Below are 22,522 nucleotides of genomic sequence, written 5' to 3' on the forward strand. Positions count from 1 at the left end.
CGCTAACCCACCCTACATTTAACGCCGATACTCATCCCCACAATCACCAATTAATTTATATAAATCTTTTGATTGTTGAGAAACTGCATCTATTTTCCCTATATCCTCAGCATCTAAACTAAAACCAAACACCTTAGCATTATCTTCTAAATGTTCCGCAATACCAAGCCTAGCACCGACAATTACACCCCCCACTGCTGGCTGATTTAAAATGTAATTCACAGCCACATTAGCAATACTCACCTGATGCTTGTCAGCTATTTGTTTCATGGTAGAAAGTAATTCTTGAAATAATACCCAACCACCCCAGTTATCAATCATGGTTTTGTATTTTTTCAAGCTAGTGGTGTTGAGATCAAACCCTTTTGGTTCTGGTTTACCCAAGTATTTTTCTGATAACAAACCACCGCAAACACTACCATAAGTAAATATTTTAATGTCATTCTCTTGGCAGAATTTAACCATATTTACCTGTGGTCTTCTGTCAACTAATGAAAATTGCACTTGATTAGAAACAATTTTGATTCCGACTTCGGTAATAATTTGCAAATGTTCCGTATCAAAATTAGTTAAAGCTAAATTCTTAATTTTGCCCTCAGTTTGCAATTCTGCCATATATTTGAGAGCATCTAAATAGCCAGAATCTCGATATTCCCACCAATGGAACTGCATTAAATCTAAGGATTCCACATCCATTCGACCCAGAGATATATCAATATTTTTCTCGACAATCTCTTTCGTCATTTTTCCAGGACGAGGAACCCATTTTGTGAAAGCTTGAATATTATTTACAGCTTCTTCACCACGAGTCGCAATTAATTGACGACAAAATTCACCAATTAAATCTTCTGCTGGGCCATAGTGGTCTGCTAAGTCCCAAGTTGTAAAACCAGCATCGACATATTGGAACATCGACTCAACAGCAGTTTTATGGTTAATGCGTCCATGTCCACCAGAAACTTGCCACATTCCATTTAAAATCCGGCAAATCTTTAAGTCAGGGGTAAATTGAAGATAGCTTTCTTGCGGTAAAGCCATATTTTTTGTATTATTTCCAATCTTTTTCTGCTTGTTCCAAAACATAAGCTGCAACGGTTTGAATTTCTTCGGTTGTCAAACGGTCTTGATAAGCTGACATATTATTTTTCCCATTAGTGACGATGTTTGTAATCGCCTCTAGGGAATCCATACCATATTTCTTAAGTGCATTCTTTTTGAGGTTTTTTCCCCTTCTAATAATGTTACCACCATTAATATGACAACCTGCACAATGCACGCTAAATATTCCCGTGCCATTTGTGGTATCTACTGCACTAGCAGGTAAAATTAAAATACTTGTCCACAATGACATAGTAACTAATATTAATGTTAGTAGTCTTATCACCCCACCTCTCCTAATTTTGTTCTGAATTTTGACAGCAATAAGTAGCGAAAAAAAATTCACAGAGATTCAAAATCAGATGTAAATCCTGCAAATTTTGCACATTCCTCTTGAAAAGCTTCAGCTTCGCTGACATCCTCGATTTTATAACCCATGATACGTATACCATTTGGCATTTTTTTAGAACCAATCAAGTCGCCATTATATTTACCTGCTAGTGCTTTAAACTCAACGCCATAAAGCTTCCAAGCTTCTTCATCACAGGTGATATTTACTTTCCACATAATTAATTTGCGGTTATTACCAGTACCTATTAATCATCTCACAAAGAGGTAACGCAGTAAAAATCATCTATTTGATTCTGTGTTTTTCTATCTAAAGGAGGTGTATGGATAAAAAATACCACACCATAATGGAGATGTAGCATCATGTCCGATTGCTATGCAAATTAGCTAAATTTCCAAGGGTAAACATGACTAACAACATCAAAGAAAAAATCCAAGCAGATTTACAGGAAGCTAAAGCTACTGGACAGTTAAGAACAGAAAACATTCGAGAAATTGTCAAATCCGCAGTTTCTCAGGTAGCTGCTGAATTGAAAGAAGGTTCTAGCGAGTTACGCACTTTAGTTAAAGATGCGGTTTCAGCAGTAATTGAAAATTTACAAGATAAAGGTAGTGAAATCAAGGAAGAGGTGACAGCTTCTATTGAAGGTGCATTAGAAGGTGTGAATAGCAAAAGACATGAAGCGATCGCACAAACCCAAACTGAACTGAAGACGCTACAGGCTAGATTAGATAATGAAGAAGAACAACTCCAGCATGAAGTGGATGGAATGTTAGCAGAGATAGTAGAAACTGGTCAAGAAACATCTGCTAATACTAAAAGTGCGATCGCATCAGCTATTCATGCTATCCAAGATAGTGAAGAAGTCGGACTGTTAAAGAAACGTTACGCACAACTCCAAGCACAATTAGCAATTATTCGCGCCAATTTAGCAGCACGTTATGGCGGACGTTCTGGGGAAGTCAAAGACTATTTAGACGAAGCAAAAACCTGGTATGATCAAGCACGTCCCCAAGCTGAGTCTGTGATTACACAGGTAGGAGAAAAGCATTCTCAGTTAGATAATAAGTTGGGTGAAGCAGGTGCATCAATAGCAAAAAAAGAACGTCAATTAAAGCAAACTTTAAGAGATTTGCTATTAACAACTGCTGACTTATTTAAAGACAAAGAAGCCAGTAAAGAAGAGACTAATGTTAAGTAAATTTTGCATTTTTCTAGTTAGTTTGTAGTTCTTTTTTATTATCACCAGCTTAGAACTACAAACTACTTCTTTCTAAGCACAAAATTATCTAATTCCTATTTTTTCCTGTCTCTGTGTTCTCTGTGCCTCTGCGGTTGCTTAAAAAGATAAAACTTGAATTAACTGATAATTTTTAACAGTACCAATAACACGATATTTTTTAGATATATCAACAGCTTCAGGTGTATAAATCCAAGCATAACTCAAAGCTGACAATTGAGAAATTGAGTCTACTTGCTGACCATGAATAGGAGTATAGAAATTAATTAACACAGAATTTTTATCATCTGATTTAACAAAAGAGACAGGATGATTTTGCAGAATTGCAGCGATAGGTTTTTGCTGAAAGAAAATTCTAAATGCAGGGTTAAAATCTCCTAGCAAGCCTAAACTACCAGCGGTAGCTATAGATAGCCAACTTGCAATTAACCAACTATTTACCCAGTGACTAGCAGTAAGATATTTGTAATGAAAATTGTAATTTCCAATCCAGATTAAAGGTATGATTAAACAACCTAAACCCGAAATTAAAGCGAGAATTGCGTACTTTTGAATATCAACAATACCTGCAACTAAAACCGCTACACCAGCTAAAGCACAGATCACTCCTAAAATGCCAATGGCATAACTAATATGACGACGAAGAAGTGCTTTTATTTTGGTCGATTTTCTGGGTTGGTAAATCTCTGTTAACCAGTCTAAACCCACAGCAGCAAATATGGCGATAAAGGGATAAAGACAAAGACTATAGTGAGACAAACGAGTGGAAAATAGACTAATTTCTGTAAATAGAATTAAGGGAAAACCTATTAATAGCAATTGGTAGTGGGGAATTGGGTTACGAATTACCAAAATTAACCCTAAAATAGCGAAACCAGACCAAGGAAAAGATTTTAAAGGCAAATTCCAGAAATAGAAAAGTATGTTGTTGCCATTTTGTTCGCGGCTACCCAGTTGTACTACAAACCCTAATAGCTGTCCCCAACTATCACCACTATAACGTAGCCAGTTAAACCACAACCAAACTATAGTAGGAATTAATCCGACTAAAGCCCCTACAAACAACATTGGGTTGGTAAGATGACGATGGCGGGGATTTTCCCAAATTAAATAAGGTAATAATGCTATTATTGGTAATACAATCATAAAGCTTCTCATCAAGAAGCATAAAGCAAGACTTGCACCGACAATAAAACCGTAAACGGGTCGAAATTTGGGATATAATTCAGCTTGTAGTAAAGAATAAATAGCTATTAGTACTAATAAAATCATGGGTATATCAGGTGTGGCTAGGCGACAATATTGCAGCCAGAGAAATGTTACACTTAAAATAGCTGATGTTAGGTATGCTAATTTTTGATGAAGGACTATTTTAGTTATTTCATATATTAAGAATATACTCAATATTCCAGCAATCATGCTAGGTATTCGCGCACTAATATCACTGACACCAAATAATTTATAAAAAATAGCAATTAACCAATAAAAACCAGGTGTTTTATGATGGGCATTACCCCAAGGAGCTATCCAATCATCAGATTCAAACATTAGCCGCGCTCGCCTAGCATAGAGCGCTTCATCGTGTGCCATGAGGCTATTTTCACCAGAGCTAAATAGTAATAAAGGTAATAGCCAAATTAATAAGTTAGTAAAATGAGATTTTAATAATAAACGAATTTGATTCCAAATAAAGGTAAATAAAGGTAATTTATAAAACATTTAATTAATGCTGATAAAAAGCTAATTTTTTAAATAGGGTGACGGTTTTATTCTAAAATTATTTCGGTTAGTATACACAATTTAAAATCAAAATACTAACTAAATTGATCCAAATCAGGCAAAAAAATTTTTCCAAACAAATTTGTATGATATTGCGACCAAATCAACGCCTTAAGTTAGATGATAGTGATGACAAGTTATTTTATGACTATCCGCGTTTTGTTACTCATGTGGATGAAGGCTTTATTCAACAGTTGACAGATTTATATCGTCAGCGACTTAAGCCCAATACACGGATATTTGATATGATGAGCAGCTGGGTGTCTCATCTACCAGAAGAAATAGAGTTTGATCATGTTGAAGGACATGGACTCAATGCTGAGGAACTGGCGCGTAATCCTCGCTTGAACCATTATCTGGTGCAGAACCTCAATCAAAAGCCTGAGTTACCGTTTCCAGATCAAGATTTTGATGCTGTTATTAACTGTGTTTCTGTGCAGTATGTACAATATCCAGAGGCGATATTTTCAGAAATTCACCGCATCCTCAAACCTGGTGGTGTGGCAATTATCAGCTTTTCTAACCGGATGTTTGCTCAAAAGGCTATTCAAGCCTGGCGAGATGCTTCTGAAGCGTCTAGAGTTGAATTAGTGAAGCGTTACTTTTTTTCTGTACCGGGATTTACTACTCCTGAAGTGATTGTTAATCAATCAACAGCACCAAATTTTTTACAGTGGTTGGGTGTAGCTGGAGGAGATCCATTCTATGCGGTGATAGCTTCTCGCCGTGAAGCAGAATAGACTGGGCGAAGCATTCGGACAGAAAATCAACGGCTTGGACGACAGGTTATAGCCCGAATGCTTCGCCTCTACAAAGTTGCCAGAAAATTAGTAATCTTCAATACGAATAATGATCAAAAAGTAAATTTTCTGCTGGAAAGACTATCACAGAGCAGATAATTGCTTCAACTCTCAAGCATTTTTAAGGAGAACAAAGGTGAGTTTATTCCGTGGACGCAGGATTTTAGTCAGTTTATTGCTGTCTGTGTTACTACTAACTACAGCTTGTTCTACAGCAGCACCTAATCGCTTTGATCAAGTACAACAAGAAAGTACTAGGCAAAAAAGCGGACAGGCTGTTGTCAAGGATGCAACTCAAGGTAGTAAATTAAATAAATTTTTCCCAACAGGGGAAGATGGCTATGACCGAGTTTATACCCAAGAGAAAAAAGGCTTTTCGGAAGCGAACTTGAAAAAAGACGGTAAAGTTGTTGCTCAATTAGCGATTTCTGACACTAGCAGCACACCAGCAACAGCGTCAAAATATGCTAATAGCACTAAGAAAATTGACGGCTATCCCGCTGTGGAACAGGGCAAAACCCAAACTTCTGTTTTGGTTGGTAAGTACCAGGTGAAGGTGATTTCTAAAGATCCATTATTTACTGCAAGCGATCGCTCTGAATGGATAGAAAAATTTAATCTCGACGACTTGGCTGAATTAAAATGAGTTGAATTATCACAATATTCCTAAGTGCTGAGTAATTATAGTCATAATTGCACTCAGCACTAATTTAAATGTCTAAATTACGCTAAACCTAAAATCAGGAGATTTTTTTGTGAGTAAATCTATCTTTGAATTAGTTGATCAGCTACCAAGCAGCAACTTGACGGTTTCCATGTTAAACGCTTTAGATTTTGTCGCTCCCGGTGAGTGGCAAAATACCATTGGCTTTGTCAATACGATTAAAAGAGTCACTGGTGAAGATGATGAAGAGCTAATTCAGCAAATTGGTGAACGAGCAATTTATCTATATAACGATAAATCCCAAGGATATCAAAGAGCCATGTGGCTTTATCAAACCGTTGACGGTACTGACAAGGCTCTTGGTGCAGCAGCTTTGGCTAACAAAGTCGGTGAAACAATCCCCATGTTGGGCTTTTTAAACTCCATCACCCCCAAACCAGACAAAGCCCAAACCATTGACTTAACTTTAAAAGTAGTCACTGAATTAGTAGCCTTTTGCCAAATTAACGGTATTCCCGGAGACAGCATTGGCGATTTCGTCGGCGCTTTAGGTGAGTATAGCGGTGAGTCACTCATTCGCATGGTAGCCTTAATTTGTGTTGATGGTTTAATACCCCTGGGGCCTGACTTCATCAACAAAGCTTTATCTCTAACTAGTCAGACAAACCCACAGGAGTTAGCACAAAACTCGACTTTCCAAAATATCAAAGATTCAATTCCGGGCAGCAATGATGCTGGTAAACTCAACTTTATTGGTGAAAGCTTTGATTCAGTTAAAGGTTGGATGAATGGTATTGTGACAGCCAATAATTTAACGCCACAAAAGGTTGTTGGTAATTTACAAGGTTTTATGGAACTTGCTGATGACAAATTAGACTATATGGCAGCGTTCCTGGATGTGGCTACAAATTACTATGAACACACCGGAACACAGACTTTAGCCCGACGTTTGATCGAAAGAGCCGTGGCGGAAATTTAGACACTTTCTAGGCTTAATACAACTTGTAGTAGCGCCGAATGCTTATACAGCGCTACTACAAACAGGTTTTTTTTATTAATTTCTGCTAGTTAGTTGCGGCTGTTAAAATACATTGCCACACACAACAGAAGTCATGCGGAATAATGAAGAGACTCTGACCGGATTTCCAGTCGCAGTGAACATTACCCTGATTTATTACTTGAAGCGAGAACGTTGTTGACGACGTTGCTTATGTCTAGCTATTGCTTTGCGCTTCTCTTTTTCTAAAGGTGTTTCAAAATGGCGATTTTTACGCATATCTTGGAAAATTCCAGCTTTGGAAACTTCTCGCTTAAATCTCCGCAAAGCCGATTCAATACCTTCATTTTCTCCTAAAACCACTTGCGTCATTTTCATTACTCCTGAATTGTGGGTGAATATATACTATACTAGAATCAAAAAAATGTCTCAGCAGGGTCGAACTTTTGGGGTTATCTGCTAAAGACTCTAGATTTGAAAATTTTTCAGAAACCAGGATTATTAACAGCGATTGTCACGATTGTTATTACCCCAACTGCAACCACGAGGAGAAATTTTTTCTTCACTGGTTTTAGCTTTGTTCACTTTGAAATCTCGCCCCATCCAATCAGAACCATCAAGCGATTATGTGGCTGTTGTTCCTTGGCCTTCAGATTCCATTTCCACGAAACCAAAGCCACGCGGTTGACCTGTTTCTGTATCAGTGGGTAAACAAACTGCACACGGCTAATTTTTCCTTGATCAGAAACAGCGGCTTTCAGTCCCTCTTCCATAACATGATAGGACGAATTGCCAACCTCAATCGACATAAATGGGTAGTCTCCCAAACCAAACCAGCGATCGTAGAGAGTTAGATGTCGGAGAGACTCATTTAAAAGAAATCAAAACGACTAACTCAACCGAAAATAATCCTTGTATCCGCGAGTATAGCACAGCCTTTAAATATGAACTCATGACAAGTAACATTTTCTAAACAACCTATAGACTTTTTACAGATGCATTACAGAGAGATATACTGATGCCGCTATTTGACATAATCTATGTGCAAACAGGTAGCAGTTAAATCCAAATAATGCGCTTGACCGAAAAATTTTAGATTTTGGATTGGGAATTTTCAGTACAAGCCCCGTCCCTTCAGGGCAGATTATAATCCAAAATCTTCAAGCTACATACTTTTTAGTGTGCAGTCAATCCAAAATTGATTGACATCTGGCGCACCTGATAACTGAATCCGTCATTTTTGACTTGACAGACTGCTAGATTTAGTATAGCAATTCCCAAGCTCATGAAATACACCCCACCCGCGCTGTCGCGCACCCTCCCCTTACCAAGGCTACGGTGTACACATCTCTAGACAGGATGCTAAACGTGATCCGATCCCCCTAAATCCCCCTTTTTAAGGGGGACTTTGAAGAATTTTATCTCGTTCCCATGCTCTGCATGGGAATGCTGCTCATTGAGGCTCTGCCTCCAATCTGGCATTGAGTCAGAGACTCAAAGAATGCATTCCCAGTCGGAGACTGGGAACGAGGAAAGTCTTATCAAGCTAGGTTTTTAGGACTTGTGTGTACACCGTAGCCTTACCAAGGGGAGGGTTGGGGAGGGGTAATTTTGTATCTAACTAGAGTGGGAAAGGCTATATACGTAGTTATCCGAACTTAAAATTATCTACAAAAATGATTTACAAAAAAATTTCTATTAGCTTGACGCTGCTATTTCTTGGTATCCAAATTGGTGTTAACCAGCAAATAGCTCAATCACAAACTCCAACTGTATCAATAACTAATAAAAAATACACCTGTCCCTATCAATTACAATCATATATAGATGCTGTTGTCAATCGTTCTCAATTTAGTCGAATGCGTTGGGGAATTTTAGTCAAACCTCTGGTATCTACAAAAACTCTTTACAGTTTAGATGCAAATAAATATTTTATTCCTGCTTCTAATACCAAGTTATTTACCACCGCTGCTGCATTACAAAAATTGGGAGCAGATTTTCGCATTCGTACCTCCATTTATCAAGATCATGATGGTGTTTTACGTGTTGTGGGTAGAGGAGATCCAAGTTTAAAAAATACCCAATTGACAATGTTGGCAAAACAACTATATCAACAAGGTATTCGTGAAGTAAATCAATTAATTGCTGATGATAGTTATTTTCAAGGTGAACTTGTTCATCCTAGTTGGCAATGGGAAGATGTACAGGCTTATTATGGCGCACCAGTCAACAGCTTGATTTTAAATGAAAACGCTTCTGTATTAACATTATTACCTCAAAATATTGGACAACCTCTAAAAATTAATTGGTCTGAACCAATAGAAGGATATTGGTGGCAAGTTGAAAATAATTCTGTAACTACTCAAAAAGATGAACCAGGTTATGTTGAAGTTACCCGTGATTTAAAAGGGCAAATATTACGAATTAATGGACAGTTAGCTGTCAATTCAAAACCTGATATCACAGCTTTGGCTGTTTTTAATCCCATCGACAATTTTTTAAGACATTTTCGTCAGAGTTTAGCATCAGAAGGAATTGCTGTTAAACAAACATCTTCTAGCAACAATCTTAGTAAAAATGAACAAGAAATCGCAGCTATTGAATCTCCACCTTTGTCTGAATTATTGGTAGAAACAAACGTAAATAGTAATAATTTATATGCGGAATCTTTACTCAGAACTTTAGCTAATAAACAACCATTAGCAAAAAATCAAACTACTGCTGATTTAGGTTTGCAAGTTTTAAAAACTACTTTCACTGAATTGGGAATCGCACCAACAAGTTACATTTTAGTAGATGGTTCTGGATTGTCTCGCAAAAACTTAATTACTCCAGAAGCTTTAGTAGAACTTCTACAAATTATGGGTAAATCTCCCCAATCCGAAGTATTTCGTACCTCCTTACCCATTGCTAGTATGAGTGGGACTTTAAAAAATCGCTTTCTTAACACATCTGCAGAGAGAATTGTTCAAGCAAAAACTGGTACAATGATGGGTGTCGTTTCCCTATCAGGATATATAAATGCACCTAATTATGAACCTTTAGTTTTCAGTATAATGGTAAATCAATCTGAACAACCTGCAAGTGTTGTGAGGAAAGCAATGGACGAAATTGTAGTTTTATTATCACAGTTAAAGCGATGTTAATATTATCAGGACTGCAGGTAATGGAAAAATAAACTACAGATAAATACAGAATTTTCCACTTTTATGAGGTACAGTAGCAGAAATTAACAAACTAATTGCTTAAATATAGAGGATTAATTAAGTGTACTTCATAACACCAGGAAGTGCTGTAAGAGTTTTATATACTAACAATTTCAAAGCAGCTTTGTAGTGAATCACATATAGCAATTCCCCATCTCATGAAATACACCCCACCCGCACTGTCGCGCACCCTCCCCTTACCAAGGGGAGGGTTGGGGAGGGGTAATTTTGTATCTAACTAAAGTGAGAAAGGCTATAATAAATCTAATTCAATCACAACAAACCCCGATAACGAATAAAAATCAAAACCACCGCCCAAGAACCTAACGCCACCTTAACAGCAACGATAATATTTAATATCGGCAAAATACCACCACTAAAAAGAGTTCCTAACTCCCCGTGTGGTAACTCTAATCCCGACAAAGTTATCACTGATAAAACAATAAAAACCAACACCGAAACCTTCTCCCAAATAGCTGCATGATAACGTTGGTAAATATCCTGCATCCATTGATATGATGAAGTAATTGCTATTAATCCTATCGCTGTTCCACCAGCTACACCAGCAGCAAAACCACCCCCAGGACTTAAATGTCCTCTAATCGCTAATTCAATTCCTACTAAAGCTGCAATTGTCGCCCCCAAACGAGCTAAAATAATAGATGGTTGATCCTTGAATTGATAGATAGTACAGGAAAGATTTTCATTAGCAAGTAAAAAATTAGAACCAAGAATGGCAATCGTAAATACAATCACTTCAAAGATAGTATCATATAAACGATTGCGGAAAATAATACCTGATACTGCATTGATAACACCACTTTCTTGAACTACTGTTTCCGTAATAGAAATATCTGCTAAGTTAGGTGCTGAATCAGGCATGATTAGCATTTTTACAAACAAAGCTATTCCGGATAAAATGTAAACGAGTTTCATGAATGCTTCTCCTCTGAATCTAAAATATTGACATAGTTTAAACTTGTGTTTGATGATGAAAGTTCGTTTTCTATAATGTTATAGATGCGCTGTACTCGAATTTCAGTTTGATAGGTTTCTTGTTCTGGTTCAGTGTCTACTAATGGCGCACAAGTAGCATGAACTTCTTTTTCTATTAACGCCTGTTGCAAAGTTTTGTTGTTCGCATAAGGTACGAGTTCTAAACGCATATAATGTTTTTTGAAAATGTTGCGAAAGTCGTTGATAAGTTCTTGAAAATTTCTATCTTGATTTTCTTGTGTTAATTGATTTTCCATCACACCCAAACGCAAAACCAAGGATGAACGAACTGCGATCGCATACAGAGTGATAGATAACATTGTTCCCATTAATGCTTCTGTTAAAGCTACATCAGCCGCCCCTAAAACTGCATCTACCATTGCTGCTACTGCACCTAATACCCCACGCAAAACTAAGGCATGATAGGGGTTAACTTGAGTTACTAACATTCCCGCAGTTAAGGGTAACAAAGCAATAATTATATACAGATAAGAATCATTCATTTTTTGTCTCTTGAGTTGAACAGTATGCTATGACATAACCGAGCATGGTATTCCAAATTGCTAAGGAAATAAGTCCTAAAATCAGTAATGGCCATTCGCTGGGTATTTTCATTAAAAGTCCAATAATAATCAGCATTGAACCCAAAGTATCAGCAACAGAAAGACCATGTAATTTGAATAATACTGATCTGTTGCTGACTAAATGAGAAGTACCCCAAAACCAGAAAAATAAGCCTATACCTATCAAGGTGTAACTAATGATAGTGATCATGCTTCATTTAACCTTCTTAAAATATGTGCTAATAGCATAAAGCCGGCATTTCCCACACTCAAAATTATCACCGCTACCACACCAATCATCCAATCATCTCTGGAAACGGAAATGACTAAAATCATGATTGCTGCTTTACTAGAAGTACTGCCAAAAGCTAACATTAGCTGCCAAGTATCATCCGTTTTCCAAGCTTCATAAATGGGGATAAGTAAAGCTGCAATCATGGCGATTAAGACTATTTCCAAATTCATGATTATTTACCTTTGGGTTTAATATAGTGGACTTCATAAGAGCCTTCTTCTTCGTGGTGTTTCACAACTATGGTTTTAGGCGTAAACGTAATGAGAAATATATCTATGAAAACTAGAAGAGGAGAACGCTTCAACTTCACTGTTTCCATGATGATTTCTTCTTGCTTATGGGGACGCAATATTATTTCAAATGCCTCCTTATAAGCCACTAAAATTGCAACCAAGATTTGACCAATAACTTTGATCCATTCTGTTAATTTTTCCCGTGATGTGTAACCACGCGGTAAGACAATGGCAATAGTTACGCCGATGATAATATTTATTAAACTCACATCTGAGGTGAGTAAAAACCAAATGGTTAGCCTTAATATTAAATGTCCGATCATGCTAATGCCATCCAAAATAGCAGGATTAAAGTTAGACTCATCACACCAACTAAATGCTCAAACTCTTCAAATACACGGGGTAGATATATTACTAACCGTTTGAAAATCAGATGATATGCTAACCAACCAACGGCGATAATTGCAATCGCTTTGGTAATATCAGCAATATTATAAGCTTGTAAATAGATAACATTTGCTGCAACTAAACCAGTGAGCAAGAATATTACTGCTACCCAAAAACCGGGTTTTGCTTTTTGTTCATCGTCTTTTTTAGGGGGTAGAAAGATGAATTTAGCAAAGGCTATTGCTGTTCCGACTGCGGCAATATTCATGGCTATAAATTGCCAAGATTCTAGATTTTTTATAGTTAACACCTTGGCTGCAAAACCTGACAATAAAGGAAAACCAGAAATTGACAAACTAGCGATAACTAAGACAATCCAAATGTTAGTATTAATGGGTTTATTTTGCAGTTCCTTAAAATTGCGACTGGGTAAAGAACCCGTAGTCAGAAATAAAGATGATTTTACCAGTCCATGTGTGAGGGCATAAAAGCCTCCTACTTCAGGTGCAGCGAGTATCCAGCCTAACTGAGAAATGGTGCTAAATGCTAACAGGCGCTTGGTATCCTTTTCAAAGATGGCGTAGGATACACCCATCAAAGCCGTAGCCACACCCAAAATCCTGATTATGGTATCAATTTCATCAGAAATGCCAGCGCAACGCAACAAGGGTAAAACACTGGCTTTAACGACGATACCTGAAAGCAAGGCGGAAACTGGCGTTTCTGATTCTGAATGAGTTAAAGGTAGCCATAATCCTGAAACAAAAATCCCAGCTTTGATTAATAGTCCTAGAAAAATTAATGCTAGTGCTTCTGGTGGTGAACCTTTTAAACCTGCAAAACTAAAGGAATGATGTGTTTGATAAACCAGCACTGCACCAACCAGATAAAATAACATGGCTGTGTTGCTGACAAAGAGATAGCGTAAACCTACCCAAATTGAGCGATCGCTCCGAGGATATGCAATCAACAAAAAAGCAGCAATACCGCTGACTTCTAAAGCCACATATAAACTAATGAAATCTGCACAAATAAAGGCAGCATTCAAGCTCCCATGCACAATAATCATCTGGGCATAGAAAAAAGCCGTTTTATCACTACCCCAACAGTAGAGGACTACAGCAGCCGTTACCAGAGCATTAGTTAAGATAAAATAGGCGCTTAACTGATCAGCTACTAAGGTGATACCAAAACTATCCAGTAAATTCAGATTTATAGGTGATGGTTTTAGAAATAGTTGCACTGCATAAGCCGCAGATGCGATCGCTCCCCACAGCGTCAGATGTCGGTTAAGTTTGGGGACTAGAAAAATAATGAACCCTAAAAAAAATGGGATTGCAACCCAAGCAATGGTAATAGTATTCATGGCGTGTTATTGTTCTCAATCTCGTTGCTTTCCAATGTCGGATTATCCCGTGCCAACTTCATGACACCAACTAGCATCAAAGCCTGAATCGAAAAACCGATGACAATCGCTGTTAAAATAACCGCTTGGGGAACAGGATCAGCATAAGCAGCTTTTTTTACCTCAGAAATGATGGGAGTAAATAAACCTTCTCGTGATGCAATTAGCACGTAAAAGGCAATCACCCCCGTACTCATTACATCCATTGAGACAATCTTCATTACCAGGTTTTTTTTCAGGATGATGCCGAAAAATCCGCACAGTATTGTTGCCAGTACGCACGCTTCTAACACAAGAATTACCTATTTTAATAAAGGATCAGGGATGTATCCCCGACTTTCTTGAGTGGGGATTTGGATATTACGTTGTTTTTCAGTTGTATCAAAGTGTTAGATTATTAATAGCACGAATTATTAGTGCCAAAACACAGCAAACACTAAATTGTTTAAATAGTAATCATAGTTACAGCAAATGATTTATGTTTTCTTTAATAGCGCCAACCACAAATAGAGACGAGAAACCCGTGAACTTGGATTTATCTACTTCTTTACAATTAATTGGGCGTTCCCTAGAATTTCAGCGCATTGTAGAAATACTGACCCAGGATGGTGACTTGCTGATTACCGGAGTACCTGGAAGTGGAAGACGGACTCTAGTCAGGATTGCAGCCCAGGAAGTGAGTGCAGTTGTTTTGGATATAGACTGTATCCGCGCTACAGATGGGGAAAGATTTCTGCACTTACTAGCAGAAGCGATTAACCAAAGCTGGGAAGCAAAAAAAATAGAAAAATGGGTTAATCAGAGTGCGAGTGAGTTTTTTATTTTTAATACTGAAAGTAAACTAAAATTATTACGTTCCCTGAATCAAAAACAGCTATGGCAAGCATTTATCATCTTGGTTGAACTATTGCAAACTATGGCTAATGATTTAGATCAGAGAGTAGTTTTAATTTTGCAGAGTTTCCCACATATTCGCTCTTGGGATCGTCATAGTTTATGGGAATCAAAATTTAGACAAGAAGTTAAAGATCATCCTCACGTTAGTTATGTTTTACTCGCTACAATTGGCGAAACAAGCAATCATACAGATGAGAATAGCTATTCAATAGAAACAATCCAATTAGCTCCTTTAGCCAAAGATGTTTTAGCATTGTGGGCAAGAAAAATTTTACACACAGAAAATCTTAAATTTGATCCTCATTCCAAAGCATTGCAAATATTCTTAGATGCAGTCCAGGGAAACGTCGGTGATGCGATGACATTAATTCGTCGATTGTTAACTTTGCAGCATCATCAAGGATTAATTACTGAACAAGAAATACAGCAAGTCATTGAAGGAATGCTCAAAGATCTATCTATAACTTATGAATCTTTATTAATGTTACTGCCTGCAAGTCAGATACATCTTTTAGAATGTTTAGCGATTGATCCTACAGACAAACCGCAAAGTAAAGAATATATCCAAAAACATGGACTTTCTAGAGGTGGTAGTCTACAAGGTGGTTTAACTGGGTTACAAAATAAAGGTTTAATTTATAATGCTGAACAGGGTTATCGGTTAACTTTACCTTTATTGGCTTTATGGTTAAGACAAAGATTGAATTAATCAATAAAAATGGTGAAATGTACCTTTGAGCGTTGTTTGCATTGGTTTTTGGCGCTTGGGTTCAGTTGTTGGTTATTAACTGGCTGTAGTGTCAATTCTGTTGATGGGAAAACTTTGCGAGTAGCGACTGAACCCGCCTTTCCTCCTTTTGAGTTGCAGGGAAAAAGTGGTGAGTTAGAAGGTTTTTCAATTGATTTGATGAAGGCAGTTGCGACTGCTGCTAATTTTCAGATAGATTTTCAGAGTTTACCGTTTGATGGCATCATCCCCGCACTACAAGCAAAAACCATAGATGCGGCGATTAGTTCAATTACCATCACCCCAGAGAGGGCAAAGACTGTAGCTTTTTCCCGTCCTTATTTTAAAGCTGGATTAGCGATAGCTATTCGTGCAGGCGACTCAAATATTACTAGTTTTCAAAATCTGCAAAATAAAAAAATCGCCGTCCAAATTGGCACAACAGGTGCAGAAAAAGCTAAAAGTGTTATTGGGGCGCAAGTTAGCAGTTTTGATTCTGCACCTCTAGCACTGCAAGAACTAATCAATGGCAATGTCGATGCAGTTATTAATGACGCACCCGTGACGTTATACGCCATTAATACAAATAATCTGCAAGGAATCAAAGTCATAGAACAATTGCTAACAGAAGAATTTTACGGAATTGCTACCGCTCAAAATTCCCCTTATTTATCTTTGATTAATCAAGGTTTAACAAAGATATTAGAAAACGGAACTTATCAACAAATTTACCAAAAATGGTTTAAATCCACACCTCCAATCTTACCAGAAATATCACTATTTGCCAATCAAAATACAGATAGATTAAATTCTCTCAGTTTAATCTTGCAATCTTTACCCACCTTATTAATCGGTGTGTTAGTAACATTGCAATTAGCATTAATATCAATCATATTTGGTTTGATTTTTGGTTCATTAATTGGTATTTTTCGTATTTCTGCAATTAAACCTGTACATTGGTTGGCGAGGGCTTATGTAGATTTTTTTCGAGGCACTCCCTTACTCGTGCAGATATTTATGATTTACTTTGGTTTACCGGCATTTTTTCAAGAATTGGGTTTTACATTTTCATTAAATCGCCTTTTAGCTGGAGTAATTGCTTTAAGTTTAAATAGTTCTGCCTACATTGCCGAAATTGTTCGGGCTGGGATTCAATCAATCGAAATTGGGCAAGCAGAAGCTGCCAGTTCACTAGGTTTAAATTCTTTACAAACAATGCGTTATGTCATCTTTCCCCAAGCTTTCCGGCGGATGATTCCACCTTTAGGTAATGAATTTATTAGTTTATTAAAAGATACTAGTTTAGTTGCAGTAATTGGTTTTGAAGAATTGTTTCGTAAAGGACAGCTAATAGTGGCAGGAAATTATCGTGCCTTTGAAATTTATGCTGCCGTAGCTTTGATTTATTTATGTTTAACATTGATTTCTTCTCAAGCCATTAGTCAGTTAGAAAAATGGATGAATCCAGTTAATTTAAAATCAAAAAATTAAATATAGCGTTTCCTTATAACATGAGGTACATTATAGCCCCCTCCCCACGAGCAATGAGGGGGTTGGGGTTTTTGTACCTCACTCAACCGATAACCGCTATATCTTCGGTTATTCACTTACTTGAATATCTAGCGATGAGCAACAGCTTTCTGTAGCATATCCATAGCTGTTAATTATTACCTCAATAATTGAAACACGGAACTGCAAAAAAATGGTCAAATTCGAGCTTTCTCCGGTACGAGTTACAAATTATTAATCATCCTCATACTCTGCCCAAGAATTAGGCGTTTCTGATACTGCTACTTTGAGTTTTACATCCGCTGGTAATCGCTTTTTGGTTTCATCATAAATATATTTAGCAATCATCTCCGCAGTTGTTTCATATTCAGGAGGTAAAACTTCATTAAGAACACAGTGATCTAATCCTCCTTGGGTTACATCTTTTTTAGCCCAACGTAAGCTTCTAAAATCAGCAACCATGACTGGGTGAGGACAGTATTCTGAAGAATGTAATTGTGATGATTTTGCTTCAATCTTTACTTTATAAGTATGGCCGTGCATTCTTCCACAGGGGCCTTTATAGTCTTTGATGTAGTGGGCGCTATCAAATGTGAATTCTGTTAATAATTTCCATTTAGGCATTTTAAATACCACCTTTAGTAGTCGCGTAAGTTGAAGAAGGATTTAGGAATCAGAATCAATTAATTGAGGATACACTGCGGCACTAGTTGCAGATTTACCACTCAATTAAAGATTACTAAATCATATTAGACTGGTTTTAGAATATAGCAATTTGATTTGTGTTTAGAAATAGCTAAATGCTTCTGCGTAGGTAATAATAACCAATTTTTAAATAATACTAGTTGAGAAAACAAAATTGAGTAAAGCTTAACCTAAATTTGTACCGATGTTAACTCAATCTTTGCTCGTGCTGTATGCCTTAGTAAGAAGATTGTAAGCAGCAAATAATAAAACCCAGTATATCTATGTAGTTGTAGATGTATAGTTTACTTTACCTCCTCAGCAGCAATCAAACGGTAACTGTGATTAAGAAATGTAAAGCAGCTTGGGTGTTGTAGTTAATAAGCACTGAACTATGACATAACCAGGTCTCGCATAATTTTTGATTTATTTTCGCTGTGCAGTTTTTCTATCAAACTTAAGGAGTATAAATGCTTGAGGCTATCGCTGTTTCTTGGTTGTTACTGTTTTTAGGCGATTTCCTTTCAACTTTTTTTTACCACATACCTGAGCATATTTTTGGTAGCCTCCACCTGACAACACACCACTCATCGAAAAAGGATTTCCGACACTATGCTATTTTAACATTCAATTTTCAGGTGCTTTTAGATGGTGTATTAGGAGCTTTTCCTTATCTACTTGTAGCAGTATTGCTCTGGTCTTTATCTCCAGTTGGGGTTATTTGTGGACTACTGTTTGGTCAGTTTCATGTGTGGTGGAGACATATCACCGCTTTAGGTTGGCAAACTCCTCAGCCGGTGACTTTCCTGTGTCAATTGTTATTTATCACTACTCCTGAACAGCATTGGTTACACCATCAAAAAACTAATTTGGGATTCGGTGATATTTTCACATTTTTTGACCAACCTGCTAAAATTTGGATGCGCTGGTTGCGTTTAGTGAGACTTCATCTGCGTGATTATTTAGGTACTCGTGTTTCTAGTTGATTTGTACGAGTGTTTTTATTTCATGATCTTTGTTAACAAGAAATAAAGTTATTAGACGCGTATTTTTGCAGTAAGTTGGCGAAGTACGCGTTTAAACTTGAAATCAAACTTATTAAGTGATGGGACAGAATTAATTACACAACTGATTTTTCTGTTACCTGTTCCCTCCCTCAACGAGTGAATTTAATTTTGTCCGACTACTTAATTTTAATCAGGAAAGATGGGAGAGTCTGTTTGGCTGGAGAAAAACTTGTCCTCTGAGTAGGTTATCTCCTGCTGACTGGGAGTCTTCTTCAAAGTTGTGCGATCGCAGTTTCCATAAAAATAGTACGTGTTATATATATTATTACTTTTTTCAAAAACCCTAGTATTTTCACTTAAAATACACAATACTAATTCGTATAATATTATGATAAGCTGATGGATATGTTATCTTACTATTAAACTGATAAGTCATATTTGATACTTTGCCTATTATTGAAATGGGAATAGCTTGGGTAGAGAAAATTGTCACTTCTATACCTTAGCGGTGTGATCAATTGGGATTAGTACAGAACATCAAAAGATCTGCCACTGGTCTGAAATGAGAAATTTGGTGTAATATGTTCTGAATTAACTGTAATATCTTGTGAATCACCTAAAAGAAATTTGCAAAAATCAGATTATATTTTTATTATCAACATAGTTTTTTTTTGCAGTGTATGATTTACCACTCAATTTAGTTATGAGAGACAAATAATAAAAATACATCAGAAGCATTTGATTTTTATCAAATTAGGTTATTAATCAGCATGGTTATTAATTCCACTACCCAAACCCATAACAACAGCATATTTTTTATTTGGGGTTAGTTTTTGTTGCCAGTATTTAGTCCAGAAAATAAAAAAATAATGGATTACCTGGTTGAAATTCCAGGATATGAAAGTGAAAAATTATATCCCTTTATATCCACATTTTTCATGACAGATCAACAAATATGAAAATTTAAGGAATAGCTATGGCAGAAAATGAACGGGAGAAAATTCGGCACTTACTGGTTGTGAGTGATCCAGAAGGACAACGAACTATACCTCTATTAGAGACTACTTACTCTCTAGGTCGGGATATCAGAAACGCCATTGTTCTGAGATCTAGATCCGTATCGAGACAACACGCAATTCTATTGCGTGTCACTATTCCTAACACAGAAAAATATGGATTTCGGATTATTGATGGTAACTTCAATGGCAAAAGAAGTACTAACGGCTTAATTATTAATGGCAGTAAATCTTTTTCTCATAACCTCCAACATGGAGACATTATTGCCTTTGGTAATCCCCAAGCGCAAGCTCAATATTATGCTATTTCTAACCTATCAGAGGAAGAATTTAAACAATCTTGTAAAGCATCTGACTTGTCTGGATTTTTAGCCGCACAAGGAGATCCTGTCAATCCTTTTGATACTCTGATTGTTTATGAAGACAACGGTGAAGTATCTGGTGATTCTCTGTTAACTCGACTTGCTTCCTTTCCAGAACTCATTCCTAATCCAATTATCGAAATGGATTTAGAGGGAACAGTCACCTATCTGAATCCAGCAGCAGCGCTGAAGTTTCCTAGACTTAGGGAAATTGCCAAGAAACACCCAATTTTGGCAGGACTGGTGAGTGAAGTTGAAAATCAAGAAGGTAAAAATAACTCTTTTGTCAGAGAGGTAGAAGTCAACGGAGAAATTTTTGAACAATCCGTTCATTACTTGCCAGAGAGCGATTTAATTAGAACTTTTATTGTTCGAGAAATTACGGAGCAAAAGAAAGCTGAAGCAGAATTGCAACAACGCGATCGCTTGCTTCAAGCTGTTGCTGAAGCTGCCAATTATTTATTGGCAGAAATGAACTATGAAATAGCGATAGAAAAAGCACTTGCTACATTTGGGGCAGCGGCCAATGGCGATCGCATTTACCTCTTCCAAAACCATCCCCATCTCACCACAGGGGAAATGGCCATGAGTTTACAATTTGAATGGACAAAAACAGGTGTAGCACCATCCCAACACCATTGGCAAAATAAGTCTTACCAAACTTCCGGACTAAGACGATGGTACAGTACTCTCTCTATAGGAAAGCCCATTAGTGGACTTACCCAAGGGTTTCCCATTGCAGAACAAGAAATCCTGCGCCAAGATCAAATTAAATCCCTCTTGCTTGTACCTCTGCGATTAGAAGATGATTTTTGGGGCTATCTTGGGTTAGTAGATTGTACCTTAGAGCGTATTTGGTCAACCCATGAAAAATCTAGCTTATTGACCATGGCTGCAATTATCAGTGGCGCTCGTCAGCGACAGCAAGTAGAAGCTAAAATTCGCTATCAAGCCCTACATGACCTACTTACCGGATTGCCCAATCGTTTGCAGTTTAACGATATACTAGCTCAAACTATAAATAAAGCAGACGAAGAGCAAAAAAGTCTAGCTGTAATGTTCCTCGATCTAGATCGCTTCAAAATGATTAATGATACTTTGGGACACACACTAGGAGACGAACTATTACAAAATGTAGCTAAAAGACTGGCACATTCCCTGAGACCAGGAGACACTATTGCTCGCTGGGGAGGTGACGAATTCACCATCCTGCTGCCCCAAATTAGTAATGATCAACAAATAACCCAACTAGCTGCCAAAATTTTACAAGCCATAGAAAAACCCTTTCATCTACATGGACATGAGCTGTATATAAGTTCCAGCCTTGGCATTTCACTTTTAAATAAACATAGTCCTGATGCCGAAACCTTAATCCAGCACGCAGATGTCGCCTTATATTATGCCAAAGACGAAGGCAGAAATAACTACCAATTCTACAGAGAATCCCTGAGTGCCAGAACTCCCGAACTCTTAAGTTTAGAAAAAAGTCTGCGCTATGCTCTAGAACGAGAAGAATTCATTGTCTATTACCAACCTAAGGTAAACATCATCACCAGAAAAATTACTGGGATGGAAGCTTTATTGCGTTGGAATCACCCAGAAATGGGAATAGTCGCCCCCAATATCTTCATTCCCATAGCTGAAGCAAGCGGATTAATTATCCCCATCGGTGAATGGGTATTACGGAAAGCTTGTACTCAAAATAAAGCCTGGCAAGATGCTGGCTTCTTACCCATGACTATTGCAGTTAATCTTTCTCCCAAGCAGTTTCGTCAACCCAATCTGGTGGAAACAGTAGCTGAAATTTTAGCAGCAACAGGACTTGAATCGCAATTTTTAGAATTAGAAATCACCGAAACAACAGCAATAGAGGATCTCAACTTCACGCAAATCGTGTTAGGAAAATTACAGCAAATGGGTGTACTCCTTTCCATTGATGACTTTGGTACAGGTTATTCTTCCCTTTCCCGCTTACAGGTTTTACCACTCCATAATTTAAAAATTGATAGATCATTCATCAAAGAATTGACAAAAGATAATACAAATAACAAAGTAGCCCACATCATCAAAGCGATCGTTGCCTTAGGACGTAGTTTAGGTTTAAGACTGATTGCTGAAGGAGTAGAAAAGTCCGAGGAATTAGAGTTTTTGAAGTCAATTAAGTGTGATGATGTACAAGGATTTCTATTCCATCGACCTCTTTCTGTTCAACAGGCTACAGAATTGATGATCAGTAAATCTCAGATCTCTGAGTAATCCCCACCCTTATCTGAGTCTTTAGCTCGCTCGCTACTCAACACAGGGGTTA

At 37.3% G+C, this 22,522-nt stretch carries 23 protein-coding genes and 1 pseudogene; 10 read left to right on the forward strand and 14 right to left on the reverse strand.

What is annotated here, in order from left to right; genetic code table 11:
• Positions 1-18: 18 nt before the first annotated feature.
• From ACOWPH_RS08850 to ACOWPH_RS08860, 3 genes are read right to left on the reverse strand one after another with little or no spacing between them, the layout of a single operon-like run.
• Entirely contained in the window at positions 19-1,038 is a 1,020-nt protein-coding gene (locus ACOWPH_RS08850; RefSeq protein WP_015215029.1) for an aldo/keto reductase, read from the reverse strand.
• A 10-nt stretch (positions 1,039-1,048) separates the two neighbouring features.
• The gene (gene petJ, locus ACOWPH_RS08855; protein WP_015215030.1) at positions 1,049-1,384 is read right to left on the reverse strand and encodes a cytochrome c6 PetJ; all 336 of its coding nucleotides are present in this window, start codon (positions 1,382-1,384) and stop codon (positions 1,049-1,051) included.
• A gap of 56 nt (positions 1,385-1,440) precedes the next feature.
• On the reverse strand, positions 1,441-1,665 hold the full coding sequence (locus ACOWPH_RS08860; protein ID WP_015215031.1) for a hypothetical protein: 225 nt from the start codon (positions 1,663-1,665) through the stop codon (positions 1,441-1,443).
• Positions 1,666-1,853: 188 nt separating this feature from the next.
• On the opposite strand from ACOWPH_RS08860, the gene ACOWPH_RS08865 reads away from it, so the two are divergent.
• A complete protein-coding gene (locus ACOWPH_RS08865; RefSeq protein ID WP_015215032.1) occupies positions 1,854-2,648 on the forward strand; it encodes a hypothetical protein in 795 nt (264 codons plus the stop codon).
• Positions 2,649-2,786: 138 nt separating this feature from the next.
• Here the strand turns inward: ACOWPH_RS08865 and ACOWPH_RS08870 are convergent, their stop codons facing one another.
• On the reverse strand, positions 2,787-4,406 hold the full coding sequence (locus ACOWPH_RS08870; RefSeq protein ID WP_015215033.1) for an ArnT family glycosyltransferase: 1,620 nt from the start codon (positions 4,404-4,406) through the stop codon (positions 2,787-2,789).
• A 146-nt stretch (positions 4,407-4,552) separates the two neighbouring features.
• On the opposite strand from ACOWPH_RS08870, the gene ACOWPH_RS08875 reads away from it, so the two are divergent.
• From ACOWPH_RS08875 to ACOWPH_RS08885, 3 genes are all read left to right on the forward strand, one after another.
• On the forward strand, positions 4,553-5,206 hold the full coding sequence (locus tag ACOWPH_RS08875) for a class I SAM-dependent methyltransferase (RefSeq protein ID WP_015215034.1): 654 nt from the start codon (positions 4,553-4,555) through the stop codon (positions 5,204-5,206).
• Positions 5,207-5,402: 196 nt separating this feature from the next.
• The gene (locus tag ACOWPH_RS08880) at positions 5,403-5,912 is read left to right on the forward strand and encodes a hypothetical protein (RefSeq protein WP_015215035.1); all 510 of its coding nucleotides are present in this window, start codon (positions 5,403-5,405) and stop codon (positions 5,910-5,912) included.
• Positions 5,913-6,021: 109 nt separating this feature from the next.
• The gene (locus ACOWPH_RS08885; RefSeq protein ID WP_015215036.1) at positions 6,022-6,909 is read left to right on the forward strand and encodes a hypothetical protein; all 888 of its coding nucleotides are present in this window, start codon (positions 6,022-6,024) and stop codon (positions 6,907-6,909) included.
• 195 nt (positions 6,910-7,104) lie between these two features.
• Here the strand turns inward: ACOWPH_RS08885 and rpsU are convergent, their stop codons facing one another.
• Positions 7,105-7,299, reverse strand: coding sequence for a 30S ribosomal protein S21 (rpsU, locus tag ACOWPH_RS08890; RefSeq protein WP_013192888.1), 195 nt, complete (start codon positions 7,297-7,299; stop codon positions 7,105-7,107).
• Between the two features lie 129 nt (positions 7,300-7,428).
• Positions 7,429-7,736, reverse strand: a pseudogene (locus ACOWPH_RS08895) (RNA recognition motif domain-containing protein).
• A gap of 2 nt (positions 7,737-7,738) precedes the next feature.
• Here ACOWPH_RS08895 and ACOWPH_RS08900 point away from each other — a divergent pair.
• Together ACOWPH_RS08900 and dacB are read left to right on the forward strand one after the other, a co-directional pair.
• Entirely contained in the window at positions 7,739-7,900 is a 162-nt protein-coding gene (locus tag ACOWPH_RS08900) for a hypothetical protein (RefSeq protein ID WP_015215038.1), read from the forward strand.
• Between the two features lie 703 nt (positions 7,901-8,603).
• The gene (gene dacB / locus ACOWPH_RS08905; RefSeq protein ID WP_015215039.1) at positions 8,604-10,073 is read left to right on the forward strand and encodes a D-alanyl-D-alanine carboxypeptidase/D-alanyl-D-alanine endopeptidase; all 1,470 of its coding nucleotides are present in this window, start codon (positions 8,604-8,606) and stop codon (positions 10,071-10,073) included.
• Between the two features lie 333 nt (positions 10,074-10,406).
• Here the strand turns inward: dacB and ACOWPH_RS08910 are convergent, their stop codons facing one another.
• The 7 genes from ACOWPH_RS08910 to ACOWPH_RS08940 are packed head-to-tail and all read right to left on the reverse strand — an operon-like array spanning position 10,407 to position 14,305.
• The gene (locus ACOWPH_RS08910; protein WP_015215040.1) at positions 10,407-11,069 is read right to left on the reverse strand and encodes a Na(+)/H(+) antiporter subunit B; all 663 of its coding nucleotides are present in this window, start codon (positions 11,067-11,069) and stop codon (positions 10,407-10,409) included.
• Positions 11,066-11,632 carry a DUF4040 domain-containing protein gene (locus ACOWPH_RS08915; protein WP_015215041.1) on the reverse strand — a complete coding sequence of 189 codons (567 nt, stop codon included), beginning with the start codon at positions 11,630-11,632 and terminating at the stop codon, positions 11,066-11,068. Before ACOWPH_RS08915 ends, ACOWPH_RS08910 begins: the two co-directional genes overlap by 4 nt.
• Positions 11,625-11,903: a monovalent cation/H(+) antiporter subunit G gene (locus tag ACOWPH_RS08920; RefSeq protein WP_015215042.1), complete on the reverse strand. Its 279-nt coding sequence runs from the start codon at positions 11,901-11,903 to the stop codon at positions 11,625-11,627. The genes ACOWPH_RS08915 and ACOWPH_RS08920 overlap by 8 nt, the downstream gene beginning before the upstream one ends.
• On the reverse strand, positions 11,900-12,157 hold the full coding sequence (locus tag ACOWPH_RS08925) for a hypothetical protein (protein ID WP_015215043.1): 258 nt from the start codon (positions 12,155-12,157) through the stop codon (positions 11,900-11,902). Before ACOWPH_RS08925 ends, ACOWPH_RS08920 begins: the two co-directional genes overlap by 4 nt.
• Before the next feature lie 2 nt (positions 12,158-12,159).
• Positions 12,160-12,543 (reverse strand): Na+/H+ antiporter subunit E, encoded by a 384-nt coding sequence (locus ACOWPH_RS08930; protein ID WP_015215044.1) that lies wholly within the window; start codon positions 12,541-12,543, stop codon positions 12,160-12,162.
• A complete protein-coding gene (locus ACOWPH_RS08935; RefSeq protein WP_015215045.1) occupies positions 12,540-13,973 on the reverse strand; it encodes a cation:proton antiporter in 1,434 nt (477 codons plus the stop codon). The genes ACOWPH_RS08930 and ACOWPH_RS08935 overlap by 4 nt, the downstream gene beginning before the upstream one ends.
• Positions 13,970-14,305: a cation:proton antiporter subunit C gene (locus tag ACOWPH_RS08940; protein WP_015215046.1), complete on the reverse strand. Its 336-nt coding sequence runs from the start codon at positions 14,303-14,305 to the stop codon at positions 13,970-13,972. The genes ACOWPH_RS08935 and ACOWPH_RS08940 overlap by 4 nt, the downstream gene beginning before the upstream one ends.
• Positions 14,306-14,490: 185 nt before the next feature.
• Between ACOWPH_RS08940 and ACOWPH_RS08945 the strand changes: the two genes are divergently transcribed.
• Both ACOWPH_RS08945 and ACOWPH_RS08950 read left to right on the forward strand, forming a co-directional pair.
• On the forward strand, positions 14,491-15,618 hold the full coding sequence (locus ACOWPH_RS08945; RefSeq protein ID WP_015215047.1) for an ATP-binding protein: 1,128 nt from the start codon (positions 14,491-14,493) through the stop codon (positions 15,616-15,618).
• A gap of 9 nt (positions 15,619-15,627) precedes the next feature.
• On the forward strand, positions 15,628-17,127 hold the full coding sequence (locus ACOWPH_RS08950; RefSeq protein ID WP_015215048.1) for an ABC transporter permease subunit: 1,500 nt from the start codon (positions 15,628-15,630) through the stop codon (positions 17,125-17,127).
• A 252-nt stretch (positions 17,128-17,379) separates the two neighbouring features.
• On the opposite strand, the gene ACOWPH_RS08955 is transcribed toward ACOWPH_RS08950, so the two are convergent.
• On the reverse strand, positions 17,380-17,769 hold the full coding sequence (locus ACOWPH_RS08955) for a 6-pyruvoyl trahydropterin synthase family protein (RefSeq protein WP_015215049.1): 390 nt from the start codon (positions 17,767-17,769) through the stop codon (positions 17,380-17,382).
• A gap of 530 nt (positions 17,770-18,299) precedes the next feature.
• Here ACOWPH_RS08955 and ACOWPH_RS08960 point away from each other — a divergent pair.
• A complete protein-coding gene (locus ACOWPH_RS08960; RefSeq protein ID WP_015215050.1) occupies positions 18,300-18,815 on the forward strand; it encodes a sterol desaturase family protein in 516 nt (171 codons plus the stop codon).
• Positions 18,816-19,812: 997 nt separating this feature from the next.
• A complete protein-coding gene (locus ACOWPH_RS08965) occupies positions 19,813-22,470 on the forward strand; it encodes an EAL domain-containing protein (protein WP_015215051.1) in 2,658 nt (885 codons plus the stop codon).
• The last annotated feature ends 52 nt before the right edge of the window (positions 22,471-22,522 follow it).

Origin of the sequence: Anabaena sp. PCC 7938 (genome assembly GCF_049315035.1) — a bacterium.
GTDB lineage: Bacteria > Cyanobacteriota > Cyanobacteriia > Cyanobacteriales > Nostocaceae > Anabaena > Anabaena cylindrica.